General features: G+C 63.4%; 22 protein-coding genes. 8 read left to right on the top strand and 14 right to left on the bottom strand.

Translation table 11 applies throughout. The features are described from left to right. Positions 1–341: 341 nt before the first annotated feature. Entirely contained in the window at positions 342–1,718 is a 1,377-nt protein-coding gene (rimO, locus tag QUV11_RS15505) for a 30S ribosomal protein S12 methylthiotransferase RimO (RefSeq protein WP_300883798.1), read from the bottom strand. An 82-nt stretch (positions 1,719–1,800) separates the two neighbouring features. Continuing rightward, positions 1,801–1,953: a hypothetical protein gene (locus QUV11_RS15500; protein WP_300883797.1), complete on the bottom strand. Its 153-nt coding sequence runs from the start codon at positions 1,951–1,953 to the stop codon at positions 1,801–1,803. A 177-nt stretch (positions 1,954–2,130) separates the two neighbouring features. Between QUV11_RS15500 and QUV11_RS15495 the strand changes: the two genes are divergently transcribed. Beyond that, positions 2,131–2,802, top strand: a complete 672-nt coding sequence (locus QUV11_RS15495; protein ID WP_300883796.1) for a CHAP domain-containing protein — start codon at positions 2,131–2,133, stop codon at positions 2,800–2,802. Positions 2,803–2,805: 3 nt separating this feature from the next. On the opposite strand, the gene QUV11_RS15490 is transcribed toward QUV11_RS15495, so the two are convergent. Together QUV11_RS15490 and QUV11_RS15485 are read right to left on the bottom strand one after the other, a co-directional pair. Continuing rightward, positions 2,806–3,126 (bottom strand): DUF3297 family protein, encoded by a 321-nt coding sequence (locus QUV11_RS15490; RefSeq protein WP_300883795.1) that lies wholly within the window; start codon positions 3,124–3,126, stop codon positions 2,806–2,808. Between the two features lie 46 nt (positions 3,127–3,172). Next, a complete protein-coding gene (locus tag QUV11_RS15485) occupies positions 3,173–4,009 on the bottom strand; it encodes a serine protease (RefSeq protein ID WP_300883794.1) in 837 nt (278 codons plus the stop codon). Positions 4,010–4,324: 315 nt separating this feature from the next. Between QUV11_RS15485 and QUV11_RS15480 the strand changes: the two genes are divergently transcribed. After that, complete coding sequence (locus QUV11_RS15480; protein WP_300883793.1) at positions 4,325–5,170, top strand: outer membrane beta-barrel protein; 846 nt, start codon at positions 4,325–4,327, stop codon at positions 5,168–5,170. A 62-nt stretch (positions 5,171–5,232) separates the two neighbouring features. Here the strand turns inward: QUV11_RS15480 and QUV11_RS15475 are convergent, their stop codons facing one another. Next, complete coding sequence (locus QUV11_RS15475; RefSeq protein WP_300883792.1) at positions 5,233–5,655, bottom strand: DUF350 domain-containing protein; 423 nt, start codon at positions 5,653–5,655, stop codon at positions 5,233–5,235. 71 nt (positions 5,656–5,726) lie between these two features. On the opposite strand from QUV11_RS15475, the gene QUV11_RS15470 reads away from it, so the two are divergent. Both QUV11_RS15470 and QUV11_RS15465 read left to right on the top strand, forming a co-directional pair. Continuing rightward, positions 5,727–6,596, top strand: a complete 870-nt coding sequence (locus tag QUV11_RS15470) for a hypothetical protein (protein ID WP_300883791.1) — start codon at positions 5,727–5,729, stop codon at positions 6,594–6,596. A gap of 46 nt (positions 6,597–6,642) precedes the next feature. Continuing rightward, positions 6,643–7,527, top strand: coding sequence for a tetratricopeptide repeat protein (locus QUV11_RS15465; RefSeq protein ID WP_300883790.1), 885 nt, complete (start codon positions 6,643–6,645; stop codon positions 7,525–7,527). A 48-nt stretch (positions 7,528–7,575) separates the two neighbouring features. On the opposite strand, the gene QUV11_RS15460 is transcribed toward QUV11_RS15465, so the two are convergent. Next, positions 7,576–8,325, bottom strand: coding sequence for an SIMPL domain-containing protein (locus tag QUV11_RS15460; RefSeq protein ID WP_300883789.1), 750 nt, complete (start codon positions 8,323–8,325; stop codon positions 7,576–7,578). A gap of 128 nt (positions 8,326–8,453) precedes the next feature. On the opposite strand from QUV11_RS15460, the gene QUV11_RS15455 reads away from it, so the two are divergent. Further along, a complete protein-coding gene (locus QUV11_RS15455; protein ID WP_300883788.1) occupies positions 8,454–8,873 on the top strand; it encodes a VOC family protein in 420 nt (139 codons plus the stop codon). A 66-nt stretch (positions 8,874–8,939) separates the two neighbouring features. Continuing rightward, complete coding sequence (locus QUV11_RS15450; RefSeq protein ID WP_300883787.1) at positions 8,940–9,395, top strand: hypothetical protein; 456 nt, start codon at positions 8,940–8,942, stop codon at positions 9,393–9,395. Positions 9,396–9,437: 42 nt separating this feature from the next. Here QUV11_RS15450 and QUV11_RS15445 read toward each other — a convergent pair whose 3' ends face one another. The 7 genes from QUV11_RS15445 to QUV11_RS15415 all read right to left on the bottom strand — a co-directional run bounded on the left by QUV11_RS15445 (position 9,438) and on the right by QUV11_RS15415 (position 15,832). Beyond that, positions 9,438–10,217, bottom strand: coding sequence for a polyphosphate kinase (locus QUV11_RS15445; protein WP_300883786.1), 780 nt, complete (start codon positions 10,215–10,217; stop codon positions 9,438–9,440). Then, positions 10,214–11,146, bottom strand: a complete 933-nt coding sequence (locus tag QUV11_RS15440) for a hypothetical protein (RefSeq protein WP_300883784.1) — start codon at positions 11,144–11,146, stop codon at positions 10,214–10,216. Before QUV11_RS15440 ends, QUV11_RS15445 begins: the two co-directional genes overlap by 4 nt. A gap of 159 nt (positions 11,147–11,305) precedes the next feature. Then, on the bottom strand, positions 11,306–11,677 hold the full coding sequence (locus tag QUV11_RS15435) for a type II toxin-antitoxin system VapC family toxin (RefSeq protein ID WP_300883801.1): 372 nt from the start codon (positions 11,675–11,677) through the stop codon (positions 11,306–11,308). Positions 11,678–11,703: 26 nt separating this feature from the next. Continuing rightward, entirely contained in the window at positions 11,704–12,042 is a 339-nt protein-coding gene (locus tag QUV11_RS15430; RefSeq protein WP_300883782.1) for a hypothetical protein, read from the bottom strand. Between the two features lie 37 nt (positions 12,043–12,079). Continuing rightward, positions 12,080–13,858: an aspartate--tRNA ligase gene (gene aspS / locus QUV11_RS15425; protein ID WP_300883781.1), complete on the bottom strand. Its 1,779-nt coding sequence runs from the start codon at positions 13,856–13,858 to the stop codon at positions 12,080–12,082. Between the two features lie 136 nt (positions 13,859–13,994). Continuing rightward, positions 13,995–15,503, bottom strand: coding sequence for an FAD-binding protein (locus QUV11_RS15420; RefSeq protein WP_300883780.1), 1,509 nt, complete (start codon positions 15,501–15,503; stop codon positions 13,995–13,997). Continuing rightward, complete coding sequence (locus tag QUV11_RS15415) at positions 15,503–15,832, bottom strand: hypothetical protein (RefSeq protein ID WP_300883779.1); 330 nt, start codon at positions 15,830–15,832, stop codon at positions 15,503–15,505. The genes QUV11_RS15420 and QUV11_RS15415 overlap by 1 nt, the downstream gene beginning before the upstream one ends. A gap of 151 nt (positions 15,833–15,983) precedes the next feature. Here QUV11_RS15415 and rnd point away from each other — a divergent pair, with 151 nt between their 5' ends. Together rnd and QUV11_RS15405 are read left to right on the top strand one after the other, a co-directional pair. After that, complete coding sequence (rnd, locus tag QUV11_RS15410; protein ID WP_300883778.1) at positions 15,984–17,213, top strand: ribonuclease D; 1,230 nt, start codon at positions 15,984–15,986, stop codon at positions 17,211–17,213. Then, positions 17,210–18,130 (top strand): hydrogen peroxide-inducible genes activator, encoded by a 921-nt coding sequence (locus QUV11_RS15405; RefSeq protein WP_300883777.1) that lies wholly within the window; start codon positions 17,210–17,212, stop codon positions 18,128–18,130. The genes rnd and QUV11_RS15405 overlap by 4 nt, the downstream gene beginning before the upstream one ends. A 44-nt stretch (positions 18,131–18,174) precedes the next feature. On the opposite strand, the gene pgsA is transcribed toward QUV11_RS15405, so the two are convergent. Beyond that, positions 18,175–18,726 (bottom strand): CDP-diacylglycerol--glycerol-3-phosphate 3-phosphatidyltransferase, encoded by a 552-nt coding sequence (gene pgsA / locus QUV11_RS15400; RefSeq protein WP_300883776.1) that lies wholly within the window; start codon positions 18,724–18,726, stop codon positions 18,175–18,177. Between the last annotated feature and the right edge of the window lie 16 nt (positions 18,727–18,742).

Raw genomic sequence — 18,742 nt, 5'->3', positions numbered from 1 at the left:
CAGCGCAGTGCAGAAACACCCTTGCCAACGGAGAGCCGTCCACACAGGGGTCGCTAGCGGAATAACACGTTTTTCCCAGCATAAGTCCAAAGCCGCCACCCCGACACTAAGCCTGAGCTCGTCGAAAGCTCCGCGCCAACACCAGCCCAATACTCTGTCGTCACCCTGAACTTGTTTCAGGGCCCATTTCTCCCCACGCGCGTTCGGCTGTTGGGGCACGATGGGTCCTGAAACAAGTTCAGGATGACGGGTGCGTAATTGCGCGAAGGTCATCGCGCGGGCTTCAACGGGCTCAGCCTGAGCGCTGGTGGTTGTGATGTGAAGAACTCGGGCAATCACCCCTAGCCCGCAATCACCCCGTAAAGATCATGCTCGTCGGCATCCTCGACCAGCACGTCGACGAACGAGCCCGGCGCCAGCCCCTCGGGCACATCGCGCAGATACACATGCCCATCGATCTCGGGTGCGTCGGCCTGCGAACGTCCCGTTGCGCCGACCGAGCCGTCTTCCTCGTCGGGCTCGCCGACCTCGTCGATGATCACCGGCAAAGTGCGGCCGACCTTGGCAGCGAGCTTGGCAGCGCTGATCGCGGCGGTCTTTTCCATCAGCCGCTGGTAACGCTCTTCCTTGACTGCTTCTGGCACCGGATCGGGAAGCAGGTTGGCCGCCGCACCTTCGACCGGTTCGAAGCGGAAGCCGCCGACGCGGTCGAGCTGCGCCTCGTCGAGCCAGTCGAGCAGATACTGGAAGTCCGCCTCGGTCTCGCCGGGGAAGCCGACGACGAACGACGAGCGGATGGTGATATCGGGTGCGATTTGGCGCCACGCCTTGATCCGGTCGAGCACCTTGGCCTCGTTCGCCGGGCGCTTCATGCGCTTGAGCACCGCAGGGGCGGCGTGCTGGAACGGGATGTCGAGATACGGCGTCAGCAGGCCGTCTGCCATCAGCGGGATGACCTGATCGACATGCGGATAGGGATAGACATAATGTAGCCGCACCCAGGGTGCCTTGCCTTCGGGCGTGCGCAGGCCACCCAGCTCACGCGCCAGATCGGTCATGTGCGCGCGGACATCGCGGCCCTTCCAGGCGCGCGGCTCGTGGCGCGTGTCGACGCCATAAGCCGAGGTATCCTGGCTGATCACCAGCAGCTCGCGGGTGCCTGCCGCGACCAGTTTCTCCGCCTCGCGCAGCACCGCATCGATCCGGCGGCTGGCGAGATCACCGCGCAAGCTGGGGATGATACAGAACGAGCAGCGGTGGTTGCAGCCTTCGGAGATCTTGAGATAGCTGTAGTGGCGCGGGGTCAACTTGATGCCACCTTCGGGCACCAGATCGATGAACGCGCCGCGCGCAGGCGGGGCAGCATCGTGCACGGCCTGGACGACATCTTCATACTGATGCGCGCCGGTGATCGCGAGCACATCGGGAAAGCGCGCGCGGATGACGTCGGCCTCGTTGCCCATGCAGCCGGTGACGATGACGCGGCCATTCTCGGCCATTGCCTCGCCGATCGCCTCGAGGCTCTCCTCCTTGGCGCTGTCGAGAAAGCCGCAGGTGTTGACCAGCACGACGTCGGCGCCCGCATAATCGGCGGACATCTGATAGCCCTCGGCGCGCAGCTTGGTGAGGATGCGTTCGGAATCGACCAGGGCTTTCGGGCAGCCGAGCGAGACCATGCCGACTTTCGGCGGTGCGGGGATCGTGATGGGGGTGGTCATGATGCCGCGCCAGATAGGCGTTTATCGGGCGTTTGTCATGAACGAAGTGCAACGGGATCGCCGGGACCTGTGCTGTGGCTGATCAGTCCTCGACGAACAGCACCCGCAAATCCGCCCGGGCAGCGAGCGCCCCTGCCAATTGCATGACAACGAACGCGCCACCACAATCGCGAAAGGTGCCGAAGGCCGGCGCCTCGGCCATGATCCCCGAGCCGCTCGCGTGCCGTGGCCTCACGCTGAAACCCCCCGGCAAATGCGACAAGCCGAAATGCGCAGCCGGTCGCGGTAAACGCTTTGTGAACCATTTTGCCGCAATTTGGCCGTGATGTCACCGCGTCCCCGAACCCTCCCCGTTCTGGCTCTTGCCGCTGCGCTGGCGTTCGCAGCCTGCCCCGCAAGTGCGCAGGATGCGATGTTGCAATGTGTGCCCTATGCGCGGCAGGTCAGCGGCATCCAGATCTATGGCGATGCGCACAGCTGGTGGCAGCAGGCGGCCGGCCGTTACGAGCGCGGCCAAGCGCCCGCTCCTGGTGCGGTGATGGCATTCAAGCCGCATCGCGCGATGCAGCTCGGCCATGTCGCCGCGGTGAGCAAGGTCATCGATTCGCGTCGCGTGCTGCTCAATCATGCCAACTGGTCGCCGATCAATGGCCGCAAGGGCCAGATCGAGCGCGATGTGCTGGCAGAAGATGTGTCAGCCGCCAACGACTGGAGCGAGGTGCGGGTCTGGTACACCCCGATCGGCGGGCTTGGCACCACGCGCTACCCGGTACACGGCTTCATCTACCCGCAGGGCCGCGCGCCCAGCCGGCTGCAGACCCCACCGGTACAGTTGGCGTCGGCCGGCCAGCCGACCCGCGGGCTCAGCAATGCGGATCGCAAGGCGCAGCGTCAGGCCGAAAAGCGGGCGGAAAAGGAAGCGCGCAAGCAGCTCAAGCAGATTGAAAAGCAGCGGCGTGAATATGCGAAATACGTGAAGCAGCAGGACAAGCTCCGCCGCGACACGGCGCGCGCGTCGTCGCCGGCGCTGTCCTCCCCGCCAGCCGACCCGATCGGAGATCTGATCGGAAAACTGGGCGGCTAAGGCTCAGTCGGCCTTGGCGACCGGAGCGTCGTCGCCCAGATCCTTGTACCACGCCTCGACCGGTCCGCTCAGCTTCAGCGTCAGAGGCTGACCCTTGCGATCCATGGTCTTGCCGGCCTGTACCCGGATCCAGCCTTCGGAGATCGAGTATTCCTCGACATTGTTCTTCTCGACGCCCTTGAACCGGATACCGATGCCGCGCGCGAGCAGATCTCCGTCGAAATGCGGGCTGCGCGGGCTGATCGCCAGACGATCGGGCGGCACATCGCCGGCAGCGGCGGGCGCGGGGCTGGTCTGATCGGCGGTTTCGGGAGTGTCGGTCATCGCTTAAATCCATTCTGGCACGGGGATGCCGCGCCCATAGCCAGCCCTAGCGCACACCGCAATAGACCTGCCGGACGATCCCGCGCTCAAGCAGAACCTGAAAAAGCGACGCCGCACTGGCGGGTGTTGCCAATTCGGTCGCCACGCCGGGTTCATCGACCGCCGCACTCGCCTGCACCAGCCTCAGGATCGCTTGGGGGTCGGTGGTCAGCACCCGCCCGCGGCGCGGGGTCGACGCGGCGTTCACCCCCACCACCCTGCCCTGCTCGTCGAATGTCGGTCCACCGCTGATCCCGCCTAGCGGGCCATCACCCGGCGGAAAGCGATCGCCCTCTGCCCAGGCCAGGATCGGCTCCGGCGTCCCGCCCGGTCCGCCGCGCTGGGCGTAGGTCTGGCCGATATAGCGCGACACCACCACCGTCGGCTCGCCCGCGGGAAACCCCATATGGTATCCCAGCGCCCCTTCGGATGGCAGTTCATCGGTCAGCGCGAGCGCAAACTGCGCCTCGGGCCCGCGCCGGATCACCGTCACATCGGCCTCGGTACTTTCGAAAACATCGACCAGCGCTTCGACCCCGCGGTTGGAAACCAGCCCGAGCTGGTCGCAACCGGTGGTGACATGCTGCGCGGTCAGCCATGTCCCGTCACGGTCAACGGCAAAAGCCGTGCCCTGGCTGTCCTGTTGCGGCCCAGGATCGGCAATCACGAAGCTTTCGCCAATGTCCGGCATCGGGCGGCGCGGGCTGCGCGGATCAAAGCGCTCGACGCTGAGCGGGGCATCCTGCCACTGGGCATCATCGCCGCTGAACCATATCCACAGCAGCACACCACCCAGCACCCAAGGCAGGCAGCCGCGCCGGTTGCTTGTGCGCTGCTTGCTCATGAACACTCCGGTCTGTGGGAACCTAACGCGGCCCCGCGCATACTCTCAAGGCTAATGCCTGGCGTGGCGGAATCAAGAGTGCAAGCTGGCGTTGCTGACCGAAAGTTGCCGCGCGCCCAGGCTCCGATGCCCGCAATAGTCTGGATGAACAAACACCGACAGATTCATTAATCAGGCATTCATGTCACGGCGACTGTCGAAATTGTGTGTGACAAAAGAGCAACGTCTTTGGTGCATTATCAACTTTCTTGGAACCGAGAGCCAATCTGTTGGTTTGGCAAGCGTCTGATTATAAAACGCAAGGACGCGCAAACTATGACCAACCCCCTCAAGATTTCTGCAGTCTCGGCCATCGCCATGGCGATGCTGGCCACGCCGGCCTTCGCCCAGACTGTCAAGGAAGACACTGATTTCGACGGCATCTATGTCGGCGGTCACTTTGGCTATTCGGCCCAGTCGAACGATCGCGGCGAAGGCGTCGTATTCGACACCAATGTCGACGGCGATTTCAACGACAGCGTGCTCACCACCACCGGTGCAAACGCTTTCTCGCCCGGCTTCTGCCGCGGCGCGGCTCTGGCCAACAATGCCGGCGGCGGCTGCCGTCAGGACCAGAACGGCATCGAATACGGCCTGCGGATCGGCGCGGACAAGCGCTATGGCAATTTCGTTCTGGGTGCTGTCGTCGAAGGCAGCCGTTCGGAAGCCAAGGATTTCGTGACCGCATTCAGCACCACGCCCGCCAACTACACCTTCACGCGTGAACTCGACTACGCCATCTCGGCGCGCGCTCGTGCAGGTTACACCCCGGGCGGCGGCGTTCTGTTCTACGGCACCGGCGGTGCTAGCTATGGTCGCATCGAAAACAGCTTCCAGACCTCGAACGGCGCCAACGCCTTCACGCCGCGCAACGGCAAGGATTGGGCATGGGGCTGGCAGGCCGGCGGTGGCGTCGAAGCCAAGATCGCCGACAACATGACGATCGGCTTTGAATACCTCTACAACAACTACACCAACGACGATTACGTCGTGAACGTTGGCCCGGGCACCGCGCCTGCGACCAACCCCTTCCTGATCCGTGCCGGCCAGACCGACATGCGTCGCAGCGACCCGAACTTCGAGTTCCATTCGCTTCGCGTGACGACTGCATTCCGCTTCTAAACGGCAGCAGTCCTTCGGGATGAAAGAATTGGCGGGGCGCTTCACGGCGCTCCGCCATTTTTTTATCCTGCCACGGCCGCCGCGTTGAGCGTGGCCAGCGCAATCTTGGTCATCGCCAGGAAGGTCGCTGCCGCCACCTCGTTTTCCTCGATCCGTTTCGAAAGGTTGCCGATCAGAAGGTCGACCGCACGGAAAGCGATCAGTTGGAGGATAAGCGTCACGCTGCCCCAGATCAGCACGTCCCAGACATTCACCGAAGCTGCGAGGCAGAATGCCAGCGGGAGCGCGAGCCCGATGGCGGCGCCTCCAAACGAAACCGCCGCAGTCATGTTGCCTTCGCGGATCAGCGCAAACTCGCGGTGCGGGGTGATCCAGACATACAGCGCCAGCGCCACCGCCCAGGCAAGGGTCGACGAGCCCAGATGCAGCATGAAGATGGGCAGCCCGGCGAACAGGCTCTGGATTACAGGGGCAGGATCGGTCATGGCCCAGACTGTTGACCCGAAACCCGGGATCGATCAAGCCTCAACACCAATCGAACCCGGCAGACCTTATCATGCATATCTGCATCCTCATCCCCGACGATGGCGATCTTGACCGTTATGACGACTGGCGCGATCAACAGGCCCTGCTTGCACCGCTGCTCGCCCGCCACGGCATCGACGTCGAATGGCGGGCCTGGACCGACACCCGCCCGCTCGACTGCGATCTCGCATTGCCGTTGATGGCGTGGGGCTATCACCGCGATCTGAAGCGCTGGTATCAGCAGCTCGACCGATGGACCGGCACCCGCTTCCTCAACCCCTTGCCCGTGCTGCGCTGGAACACCGACAAGCGTTATCTGCTCGAGCTTGAGCGCAAAGGCATCGCGATCGTGCCCACACGGTGCCATGAGGCACTGGATGCCGCCGCACTGGAGAAGGCACGCGAAGCCTTCAGCACCCGCGATCTGGTCATCAAGCCGCCGGTTTCGGCTGGGTCGGATCATACCTGGCTGTTGCGCGATGGCGCGGCATGCCCGGATGAGGCGCTGGTCCAGACCATGCTGGTGCAGCCGATGATGCCATGCATATCCAGCGAAGGCGAGCTTTCGCTGTTCCATCTGGCGGGCAGCCTTGCGCACGCCATCGTCAAGCGACCGGCGCAGGGCGACTTCCGAGTGCAGGGGCAGTTCGGCGGCCAATCCACCGCGACAGACCCACCTGCCGCGGCCAAGGCGCTGGCGGCCGCGGCGATCGCAGCCGTCGGCGGTGATGTGTTATATGCTCGTGTCGATATGGTCGGCGATGGTATTGGCGGCTATGCGTTGATGGAGATCGAGCTGATAGAGCCCTGGCTTTCGCTGGACCGTACCGCCGATGGCGGAGAGGCGTTTGCCGCGGCGATCGCCGCAGCCTGCGCGGTCGCGCCAGCCAGCGGCGGTTAAGGTCCGGTGCGCCAAGCGCCGGGCCAAACGAACACAGGACGCCACAATGACCCTGCCTACTGCATCTGCCATCCTGCTGCTTGCGGCGCTGCAGCCTAGCACCGGCACAGCCCAGGCGCCCGACACGCAGGCCCCTGCTGAAAACGCCGCCCAGGCTACAGCCGATCGCCCTCAATCGGCGGGGCCACAGACCCCCGCGTTCGTCGCACCCGTCAATGACGAAGCGCGCTTCGATGCGTGCATGGACCTCGCCACCGATGACCCCGCCACCGGAATCGTTGCGGCAAACGAGTGGCTGATGACCGGAGGCGGCTATTTTGCGCGGCATTGCATTGGATATGCCTATGCCAAGGACGGCCGTTGGAGTGCCGCTGCGGACAGCTTCGTCGCGGCTGCGCGCGATGCCGAACGCGCCCATGATTCGCGCGCTGCCAATCTGTGGACCCAGGCCGGCAATGCCGCGCTGGCTTCCGGGGATGCCGTGCGCGCGCTCGGCCATTTCGATGCCGCTCTGGCGCAGGGCGTCAGCCATGGTCTGCTGCTGGGCGAACTGCACCTGGATCGCGCGCGCGCGTTGGTGATTTCAGGTCAGCCCGATGAGGCAGAGGTCGCCTTTGCCGAGGCGCACCGGCTGGTTCCGGAAGACCCGCTGGCCTGGTTGCTGTCGGCCACGCTGGCACGGCGGCAGGGCAAGCTGGAGCGCGCACAAGGCGATATAGACATCGCGGCCCGTCTGGCGCCGCGTGATCCCGAAGTGGCGCTCGAGGCCGGCAACATCGCCGCCAGTGCGGGCAAATATGACATCGCTCGGCGCAATTGGAACCAGGCTATCGATATCCGCCCCGATGGCCCGGTCGCGAAGACCGCGCGCACACACCTGGCACAACTCGACGACGTGCAGCCGTCCAGCGCTGGGCCAGAAGCAAAATAGGCCTCTCCGCTCCGTTCCCCGGAATGCGGAGCGGAGAGACCTTCCCGATCAATCCAGATAGAAATCCACGGTCGTGACGACACGGACCTTCTTGTAGGGGCTGTCGCTGACGCCCCAGCCGCCACCGGTATCGCCATCCCGCGACTCCACGGAGAAATAGCCCTGCGTCGCGCTCTTGATGCCACCGACACCGGTGCCGCTGTCCTTGGCGAACTGCTCGGCCGATGCGCGTGCATCCTTGGTCGCCTGCGCCACCATGTTCGGCTTGATGTCGTTGAGCTTGGTGAAGCTGTAGGCCATGCCCGACCCTTCATCGAGCACCACCCCGCGCCGGATGAGGTCGAACTGCCGTTTCACCGCAGACTGCGCCAGCTTGATATTGTTGGTCCGCAGCGACATCCGCTGGCGGATGGTGTAGGTCGTGCTGCCATAGTTGTTCTGGAACTGCGAAACGTTCGCCCCGGTGGGCTGAAGCGCGTCGCCATCGAAGCCAAGCTCGGTAAAGAACCCGCGCAACGCCTTTGTATCACTGTCGATATCCGTCTGCGCCGCTGCCAGATTGTCCGCCTGCGCCGAATAGGCGATGGTCCAGGTTGCAAGATCGGCGGTCACGTCCTTTTCGGCAAGGCCGCGCACCGTGACCGACCGGTCGGCCTGCTTCGCGCGCAGCAACCCGTCGCCCAGCAGATAGCCACCTGCGACCATGCCCAGCGCGAGAATGCCCGCACCCGCCAGCAGCACGTTGCTTGCAAGCCAGCCGCGTTTCTCCGGCTGGTCCCGATATCCGGTCTCCACCATGTTGGAATGTCCTTTCAATGACCAATGCACCGCCTATATCTGCAGAGAACACCCCCGACGGCAGCACGGATCAATTAGCGTCACCGCGATGAACCGTGTCTTAACTGCGATGAACTGAGTAGAGTATAATGGCCAAGTTTCTCCATACCATGATCCGGGTCACTGATCCGGCCGCCACCATCCGCTTTTTCGAACTGGTAGGGCTGAAAGAGGTTCGGCGGTTCGACAGCGAGCAGGGACGGTTCACCCTGATCTTTCTGGCCGCCCCGGGACAAGAGGGCGTGGCCGAGGTCGAGTTGACTCACAATTGGGACCCCGAGGAATACACCGGCGGCCGCAACTTCGGGCACCTCGCTTACCGTGTCGATGATATCTACGAGACCTGCCAGCGGCTGATGGATGCCGGCGTGACGATCAATCGTCCTCCGCGCGATGGGCACATGGCGTTTGTTCGCAGCCCCGACGGCATTTCGGTCGAGTTGCTCCAGGATGGCCATCTCGAGCCTGCAGAGCCCTGGGCGTCGATGCCCAATACGGGCGCATGGTAATAATCTGGCGGAGCGGTCGCATAAGATGTACTTTGCAAGCATGGTCCGGGGGCGGATGAAAGGATAATGGACATGCGTACCCTTCCAGTAGCCTTGGCACTTGCGGCTGTGACGTGCACCGCTCCTCTGCTCGCTGCCGACAGCAGACGCGATGGTGTAACGGAAAAGACACTGGCTGCGATAGCGGCGCTGGATGCTCGAGGCGAAAAGATCGCCGATCGGTATCTCAAGGATCGGGTTGCTGGCGAGCCTGTCGCGTGTCTTCCACACGCTCGAATGCGTCGTTCGGCTGCCGCAAGCGACGATGTCCTGCTGTATGACAGCGGCTCGGTGGTTTATGTCAACTCCCCCGATCTGGGGTGCCCGCGCGCACGGAATAACGCCCTGATATCGGTCTCGCCCATTCCACGGTTGTGCTCGGGAGATATCATCCAGGTGCAGGATCCCCTTGCAGGCGTTCCCATCGCAAGCTGCACCCTCAATGAGTTCGTGCCCTTCCGGAAAATGAAAAAAGGCGGCTGATCCGGCCATTCGCGAGGGCGTGATGGTCGTCTCCGGCAGTCGTCAGCCCTTATACCCGAAGGCATCCCTCGCCAAGCCAACCAGCACCGGGTCAGCGTCGGGCAGATCTTTCGGCACGCTGGCATCCAGCCGGTCTGCGATATAGCTCAGCGCGGCAATGCGAGCAGCCTTCTTGTTGTTGCCGTCAAACACGCCCCAGGGTGCCCAGCGCGTATCTGTCTGCTTGAACATGGCGTGGATCGCGGCAAGATAATCGTCACGCTTGCCCCGGTTTCGGAAGTCCTCTGCGGTCACTTTCCAGCGTTTTTCCGGAACCGTAAGCCGGTCGGCGAGCCGCTTGTCCTGCGTCGGCTGGGTGACGTGCAGGAAAACCTTGATGATCGTGGTCCCGCCATCGACCTGCTGCGCTTCGAACTCGTTGATCTCGTCATAGCCGCGCTTCCAGTCGCGCTCGCTGCAATAGCCCTCGACCCGCTCGACCAGCACCCGGCCGTACCACGACCGGTCGAACACGCACACTTCGCGGCTGCCGGGCAGCTTCTGCCAGAACCGCCAGAGGAAATGCCGGTCTTTCTCATAAGGGGTTGGCGCGCCGATCGGCCAGACCTGGAAATAGCGTGGATCCCAATCGGCGGTCATCCGCTTGATGATCCCGCCCTTGCCCGCCGCATCCCAGCCCTCCATCACGATGATCGCGCGGCGACCATGCACGATATGGCGGGCATGCGCATGCGACAGCCGCTCCTGCAGGCCCTTGAGCGCCTCGGCGTAGTCGCCTTCGAACGCCGCGCCTTTTTCGTAGTCGGCAAGTTGGATGCTCATGGTCGGTTCCCTGAAAGTCTGTCTTCGCGAGCGGCATAGTCGGCTTCGGCTGCCGAGCGCGCATTGATTCGGTCAAACGCGGCATTGATGGCGCGCTCACGCGGCAGCAGCGCCTGCGCCTCGCGGTATCGGCGCAATGCATCGTCGAGGTCGCCGCGCTGTTCGGCGCACAGCGCCAGATTGAAGACGATCGAGCTTTGCCCCGGCACCTCGCTGTCGAGCGCCGCCCAGATATCGCATGCGCCCTGCGGGTTGCGCGCGGTGGCCTTGAGCGCATCGCGGAAACGGCCGGACTGGTCCTTGTCGAGCCCCTTGCGCACCTCGAGCACGCGGATGGCATCGCTGCGATAAACCGGCGCAATATCCAGTCTGACTTCCGCCACCACATTGCCGATCAATGCGTCAACTGTATCGGGAACGCTGCGATTGGCGCTCCGGTCGGGGCAGACGACGATCTGGTCGCGCTGCAAGATCTGGCGCTGGTAGACAATCGCGCCGTCGTCGATCCGTGCCATGCGCAGCGAGGGATTGAGCGTGACGATGCGGCGCTGGCATTTGATCTTGACGTCTTCCTTGCGCAGGCACTTGCCGTTGCCGTCCTCTTCGACGCATTCCTTGCGGGTTTCCTCGACACTCTGGTTTTCGACGACCGCATTCGCGATACCGGACAGCACCGCATCGGCTGGCGCGGTCGATCGCTCGGCAACCACCCGGAAATAGGACTGATCATAGATCGAAAGTTCGGCCAGCATGCCTTCCAGCGCGAAGGACAGCGCGCGCCCTTCGCGCCCGCCGAAGCGTTCCACCACCAGCGATTCGACGTCCGCTGCAGGACGCACCCGCGCCGGATACAGCGCTGCCACATCGAGCGTTTCGGCAGAGGCTGGGGCCGACACCAGCCCGCCTGTCATCGCCAATATCACCGTCACCACGCGAAGTTTCCACGCAGTTCTCTTGAACCTCCCGATCACGTCCTCAGCCCCCGCAGTTACCCCATGTTCGGACCATCGCCCGAATCCGCTGAAATGTAACATGTTTCTGGCCCAAGTCATGGGCCAAAGCTGTGCCGTGGGTCACCTGCAGATGCTTTATGCGGGGATGCAGCGGACGCCGTATTCGGGAAACTTCGCATCATCTGTGATGACGATGGCTTGCTCGGCGGCGGCTTGTGCGATGATGAGGTGATCGAACGGGTCGCGGTGAAGCAATGGCATTGCCTCGAGAACCTTCAGATGCGCCGGTTTCAGATCAACAATCGTCATGCCTTGATCGATCAGAGCTTCCATCACCGCTGCGCCGCTGTCACCCATCTTGCCGATGCGGTGCTTGACGGAAATCTCCCAGGGCGTCGCGATGCTTACCAGTATCTGGCTATCCGGATCAGCGATGAAGCTGCGCGCGCGCTGCCCCAGCCGCGAGTTATCCTGCAACCACCAGAGCAACACATGCGTGTCGAGCATCAGCCGCAAGGTCGAGCACTCCGCACTTACTTGGCAGGCCAGACCTCGTCGTCGTCCTTGCCCTCCATGGCATCAATCAGCCATTGCGGGGTTTCATTGAAATCCTCCGACATCTGGATCCGCCCCCGCATCGCACCTGGCTGGCGGGGCTTCTTCAGCGGCACGAATTCGCTCGCTGGCATCTGATGGAACGTCTGGGACATATCGCATACTCCGGCAGGCGGCACATCCGCAGCCGCATCGCCCGATGCGACGCTCTGCAGATACGCCTTGACCATGGCCGAGAGCGACGTGCCCAGCTCGGCGGCGCGGATCCGCGCCAGCCGATGGGTCTCGTCATCCAGTGCGATGGTCACGTTCTTCATGACCAACGCAGTATCACAGTTTCGCAGTACGGACAACTCAGCCCTTGGGTGTTTCGGCAACCCGGATGTTGAGCTCGCGCAACTGCTTGAGGCTAACCGGCGACGGCGCGCCCATCATCAGATCTTCGGCCTTCTGGTTCATCGGGAACAGCACGACCTCGCGGATGTTGGGCTCGTCGGCGAGCAGCATCACCATTCGATCGACGCCCGGTGCCGAGCCACCATGCGGCGGCGCGCCGAACTTGAACGCATTGATCATCCCCGAGAAGTTCTTCTCGACGTCTTCCTTGCTGTAGCCGGCGATCTCGAACGCCTTGTACATGATGTCCGGGCGGTGGTTCCGGATCGCGCCCGAGGACAGTTCGACGCCGTTGCAGACGATGTCGTACTGCCATGCGAGGATGTCGAGCGGGTCCATCGTCTCCAGCGCTTCCATCTCGCCCTGCGGCATCGAGAACGGGTTGTGGCTGAAGTCGATCTTCTTGGCGTCCTCGTCATATTCGAACATCGGGAAGTCGACGATCCAGCAAAACTTGAACACGCCCTGCTCGATCAGGTTCAGCTGTTCCCCCACCCGAGTGCGCGCTGCGCCTGCGAGCTTGGCGGCCTGAAGCTCCTTGCCCGCGGCGAAGAACACGCCGTCGTTGGGGCCGAGGCCCAGTTCAGCGATCAGCTTGGCAGTGCCTTCCTCGCCATGGTTCTTGGCGATCGGGCCGCCGGGTACACCATCGCGGATGTTGATATAGCCAAGACCTGCATGGCCCTCGCCGCGTGCCCAGTCGTTCATGTCGTCGAAGAACTTGCGGCTCATCGCGCCCGCGCCCGGAGCAGGGATCGCGCGGACCTTGCCGCCGCTGCCTACGATCTTGTCGAACAGGCCGAAGCCCGAGCCCTTGAAGTGATCGGTGACGTCGGTGATCACCAGCGGGTTGCGCAGATCGGGCTTGTCCGAGCCGTACTTCAGCATCGATTCGCGATAGGGAATGCGCGGGAACGCGCCTTCGGTGACCGTCTTGCCGTTGGCGAATTCGTGAAACACGCCACCGAGCACAGGCTCGAGCGCCGCGAACACATCGTCCTGCGTCACGAAGCTCATCTCGAGGTCGAGCTGGTAGAATTCGCCCGGGCTGCGATCAGCGCGCGCGTCTTCGTCGCGGAAGCACGGCGCGATCTGGAAATAGCGGTCGAAGCCCGCGACCATCAGCAGCTGCTTGAACATCTGTGGCGCCTGCGGCAGCGCATAGAACTTGCCTGGGTGGACGCGGCTGGGGACCAGATAATCGCGCGCGCCTTCGGGCGAGGATGCGGTGAGGATCGGGGTCTGGAATTCGGTAAAGCCCTGATCGACCATCCGCTTGCGCAAGCTGGCAATGACCTGCGAGCGCAGCATGATATTGCGGTGCAGGCGCTCGCGGCGTAGATCGAGGAAGCGATAGCGCAGGCGGATATCCTCGGGATATTCCTGTTCGCCAGCCACCGGCATCGGCAGCTCGTCGGCAGCCGACTGGACGATGACCTCGGCGGCGCGCACCTCGATTTCGCCGGTCGGCAGGTTGGTGTTCACGGTCTCGGCCGATCGTGCCACCACGCTTCCGGTCACCGTGACCACGCTTTCGACCCGCAGACGCTCGAGCGCGGCAAACGCCGGGCTGTCGGAATCGGTGACGATCTGGGTCAGGCCATGATGGTCGCGCAGGTCGATAAACAGGAGGTTGCCGTGATCGCGCTTGCGATGGATCCAGCCCGAGAGGCGGACCTGCTGGCCAACGTCGGATGCGCGAAGCGCGGTGCAGGTGTGGGTGCGATATGCGTGCATGGGAAACCGTCAATCCTGATCGTGAGAACAAGCGCCGAGACCCTGCACACTGCAAGGCAGGCCGATAGCGCGGCTAACACAGCGCCACCGCCATTTTGTCAAGCTTTGTGCACCCGATCAGCGGAGTCGACCCGATTCAGATCAGCCCCAGATGCGTCAGGCAATCGCTGCCAAACACCGCAAGATCACCCGGATCGGGCATGATCCGGCGCTGGGCCGCGCGGAACCGTGTATAGTGAATGCCATAATCTTTCGACACGCGAGCCGCATCTAGGTCGTTGGTCTTGCCCCAGTGGCGGGTGAACCGGATCCCCAAGGCATCGAGCCTGGTCACGACCGCCCGATAGCTGCGATGGCTGACATCGCTGCGTGGGCCATCGAAGTCGATCACGACATTGTCGGCAAAGCGAGCCGGGGCCAGCAACCCCGCGGCGCGTTTCATGAACCGCAGCGTTATCACCGTGCCCCCGCCCCCGCTTACGAATGCCTTGATCAGCGGATCGAACGCGCGCTCCAGGTCGGCCCGCTCGAGCGTGACCGACCCGTTGAACAGATTGGCGATCGGATTGTGCGGTTCGGTGGTGTTGCCCCAGGTTGCCACCGCTTCCGGATCGTCGATATCGCGCTGCACCGCATAGCCCGCGCGCATCGCCAATTGCAGGACATCGGCCCGAAACAAATCCAGCCCCGCCATGGCCTTGGCGATCAGCGTCAGCGCATCGTATCCGGCACCTACCAGCGCGCGCGGCGGGGGCGGGATCGTGGCATCATAGGCGCGACGATACAGGAAGCGCAGCAGCGCATCCTTGGCAAAGGGCGCGAACGGATTGAGGATCACCTGCGCGAAGTACGGGTCTTCATCCAGCGCCAGTTCGCGCGAGAAGCCTCGGAAATCGCCCGCTGCCAGTTGCGTGATGTGATGCCGCCCCAGACGGGCGCGCTTCTGGATGTTGCGCACCATGTAGACCGGCTCGCATTCGATCACCATCGCGGTGACGAAACCCATTACGCCGATCGACACCAGACAGGCGGCGAAGACATCGTTGTCGCGCAGGATAATGCTGCCCGTCGCTGCCACAAATTCCGGCCTCATCACGCGCTCGAGCGGCTCTACCCAGAAGATGCCCGATGGGGTGACGACCTGCAGCGCGCGGATATGGTCCTGTATCCCCCCTGCGGTCAGCACGCTGCCGTGCGTGCCGGTCGCAGCCGCACCCGCCAGCGTCTGGCCGTTGCTCGCACCGCAGGTCGTCAGTGACAGGCCCAGTTCGTGCGCGCTGTCGTTGACCTCGTCGACCGTGGCGCCCGCCTGCACCAGCATCAACCGCGACGCATCGTGATCGGCGGCGACATCATCCGGCGCCAGCCTGAAACAGCGATTGAGCCGCCGGGTTTCCACAAGCCATCCGCCCTCCACCAGGCAGATCGGCGAAGGAGACCAGCCTGATCCCAAAGGACGGACCTGGATGCGCGCCGCTTTGGCGCCCTGCAATAATGCCAGCACATCCTGCGCGACATCGCGCAGGACATCGCGGCCCGCATCGGCAGGGCTGTTGGCAAGCTCGACCAGATCGGCGAGTTGTGCAGAACCCGTTCCGTGGTAATTGGTCCAGCGCTGCGGTCCGCGCCGCAGGGGGGCGGGCATCAGGCGTCCCCCACCGGACTGTTGCCTGCGAACATGCGATAATCGATGTTTACCTTCCGAACGATCCCCAGAGTCACCACTGACAGCAGGATCTGGCCGAAGCTCATCGAAAACCGCATGTCATTGAGCCCCCGCCCAGCGGGATCGTGGATGCAGGCGCTACGCCCGGCGCGGGTGGCGAAACCCCAAGCGAGGATCGTCAATACTTCACGATCTCCGCCGACGGGCCTCGAATTATCCAGAACCAGAAAGGCATCGCCGCCGGCAGACAGCATCTGGCCCAAAAGCGCCAAAATGAGAACAATTATGATGACATGATAGACCCACATGACTTTCCCCCCACGCCGGATTAGGCGCGCGTTACATGATGGATGATTGCATGCTTGTTCGGATCGGCGTCAAAGACAACCGTCCTTGCGCTGATTCATTTGCGACCCGGTCACAGTTTGCGACATTCACACCACGCTGTATAGGTTCAACATGCAAATCCATCCATTAATTACCGACACCGATTCCCTCGCGCGGCTGTGCACCCGTCTTGCGCAGTCAGACTTCGTCGCGGTCGATACCGAATTCATGCGCGAGAACAGCTATTGGCCCGAACTGTGCCTGGTGCAGATCGGCAATCTGGAAGAGGCTGCAGCGATCGACCCGAAGGCGCCGGGGATCGATCTGAGCCCGATGCTGGACCTGCTCACCGAGAATCACGACGTTCTCAAGGTCTTCCATGCCGGGCCGCAGGATATCGAGATCATCTTCAACCTGACCGGCAAGACCCCTGCCCCCCTGTTCGACACCCAGGTCGCGGCGATGGCGCTCGGCCAGGCCGAACAGATCGGTTACGCCAATCTGGTCGAAAGCTGGCTGGGGCTGACGGTCGACAAGGGCGCACGCTTTACCGATTGGTCGCGCAGGCCCCTGGAGGCGCGCCAGATCGACTATGCGATCGGCGACGTCACGCACCTTGCCAAGATCTTCCCCAAGATGCTCGACAAGTTGCGCCGCACGGGACGCGGTGCGTGGCTGGATATCGAGATGGAGAAGCTTGGCGACCCGCGCCAGTACAAGCCCGATCCGGATACATTGTGGCAGCGCATCCGCCCGCCGGGGCGCAGCGCGCAGATCCTGGGCCGGATGCGAGCGCTCGCCTGGTGGCGCGAAACCGAGGCGCAGGACAAGAACCTGCCGCGCGGGCGGATCATGAAGGACGAAACGCTGGCCGATATCGCAGCGCACCCGCCCTCGACTCAGAGTGACCTGGGCAAGGTCCGCGGGCTGTCGGCCGCCTGGCGCGAAAACGACATCGGCGCGCGGATGATGGACGCGCTGATCGCTGCGCGGCCGCTCAGTGCTGCCGAAATGCCCCCCAAGAGCCCGCGCGGCCCGGCGTTGGGAAAGGAAGGCGCGCTCGTCGCTGACCTCCTCAAACTGCTGCTCAAGATTCGCTCACGCGAGATCGATGTCGCCGCGCGTCTGCTGGCGCGCAGCGACGATCTCGAGGCGCTCGCCGCAGGCGTACGCAAGAACCTGCCGATCCTGGAAGGCTGGCGCTTCGAGCAGTTCGGCCAGGACGCGCTGGCGCTGGTCGAGGGGCGGATGGCCTTTGCGATTGCCGATGGCCGGATCAAGATGACCCGGACCGAGCTGGCAGCAGAGCCGCACCCCGAAGCGGACGCGGCAGTGGCCGCCGCGCTTGCGGAGCAGCCATGACCTCATATCTGCCCACACTCAAGCAGCTGCAATATCTGGTTGCGCTGGAGGAGCATGGTCATTTCGGCAAGGCAGCGGATGCCTGCTATGTCACACAGTCAACGCTGTCGGCGGGCCTGCGCGAGCTCGAAACATTGCTGGGAGTCGTGCTGGTCGAACGCACCCGGCGAGTCGTGCGGTTCACCCCGCTGGGCAACAAGGTGGTCGCCAAGGCGCACCGCATCCTGCGCGAAGCCGAAGAGCTTTCCGACCTCGTCCGCTCGTCGGGCAAGCCGCTTTCGGGCGAACTGCGGATGAGCGTCATCCCGACGATTGCCCCCTTCCTTCTGCCCCGGCTACTCCCCGGGCTGCGTCGCGAACAGCCCGAACTCAAGCTCTTTCTCCGCGAGGAGGTGAGCAGCGCTGCGGTCGAATCACTGCACCATGGCCAGGTCGATTGTGCGTTGCTCGCACTGCCCTTCCCCGCAGGCGACGTTGAGCATGAGACACTCTTCCTCGATCCGCTATATGTGGCATTCCCCAAGGACGACCCACGCGATCCGCCGGATTTCGTGCTGCCCGAGCTGATCGACGAAACGCGGCTGCTGCTGCTGGAAGACGGGCACTGCCTGAAGGACCATGCGCTTGCCGCATGCAACCGGCCCGAACTGCGCGCCAGCGCGATGATGTTCGGCACGTCGCTGCACACCTTGGTGCAGATGGTCGATAACCGGCTGGGGCTGACGCTGCTGCCGCAGATCGCGATCGATGCAGGCATTTTGAACAACACCGATATCGTCGCCCGCCCGCTGCTGGCGGATCATGCCTCGCGCGATATCGCGATCATCTGGCGCCGCAACAGCCCGCGCGCCGAGGAGTTTCGCATGCTCGCCGAAATCCTTCGGCGCGGCCATGCCGAAGGCAAGTGCACGGTTTGAGGCCATCGTCTCCCCTCCCGCGAGCGGGAGCGGAGAAACAGCGCTCAATCCATATGCTTCAGACCAACCCTCAGATAGTCCCAGCCGGTGAGCAGGGTCAGGATGGCCGCGGTCCACAGGGCCACGATTCCCAGATGCTGCATCCAAAGCTGGTCGGGAAAGCCGCCGGCAAAGATCAGCGTCCCGAGCGCCAGCAGCTGCAGCGTCGTTTTCCATTTGGCCAGCTGTGACACCGGCATCGAGACCTGAAGTCCCGCCAGAAACTCGCGCAGCCCTGAAACGGTGATTTCGCGCAGCAGGATGATCAGCGCCGCAATCACGTGCAGCCCATCGATGTTATCGTTGGCGCACAGGATCAGGATGACCGCGGCCACCATGATCTTGTCGGCAATCGGGTCCAGGAAAATGCCCAGCTTCGAGACAGCACCCTGCGCGCGCGCGAGATAGCCGTCGAAATAATCAGTGATGCCCATCAGGCAATAGACGACGAACCCCAGCAGATAGCCGGTGGCCCATTCCGGCCACCACAGCAAGGCGGCCAGCAGCGGCACGGTAACGATGCGCGAAAGCGTCAGGATGTTGGGCAGCGTAAGCATAAGGTGCAGCCTCTTA

The organism is Blastomonas sp. (assembly GCF_030373265.1).
In the GTDB taxonomy this organism is placed as follows: domain Bacteria; phylum Pseudomonadota; class Alphaproteobacteria; order Sphingomonadales; family Sphingomonadaceae; genus Blastomonas.
Note: the sequence above shows the minus strand (reverse complement) of the source record. Positions and strands in the feature narration are given on the sequence as shown.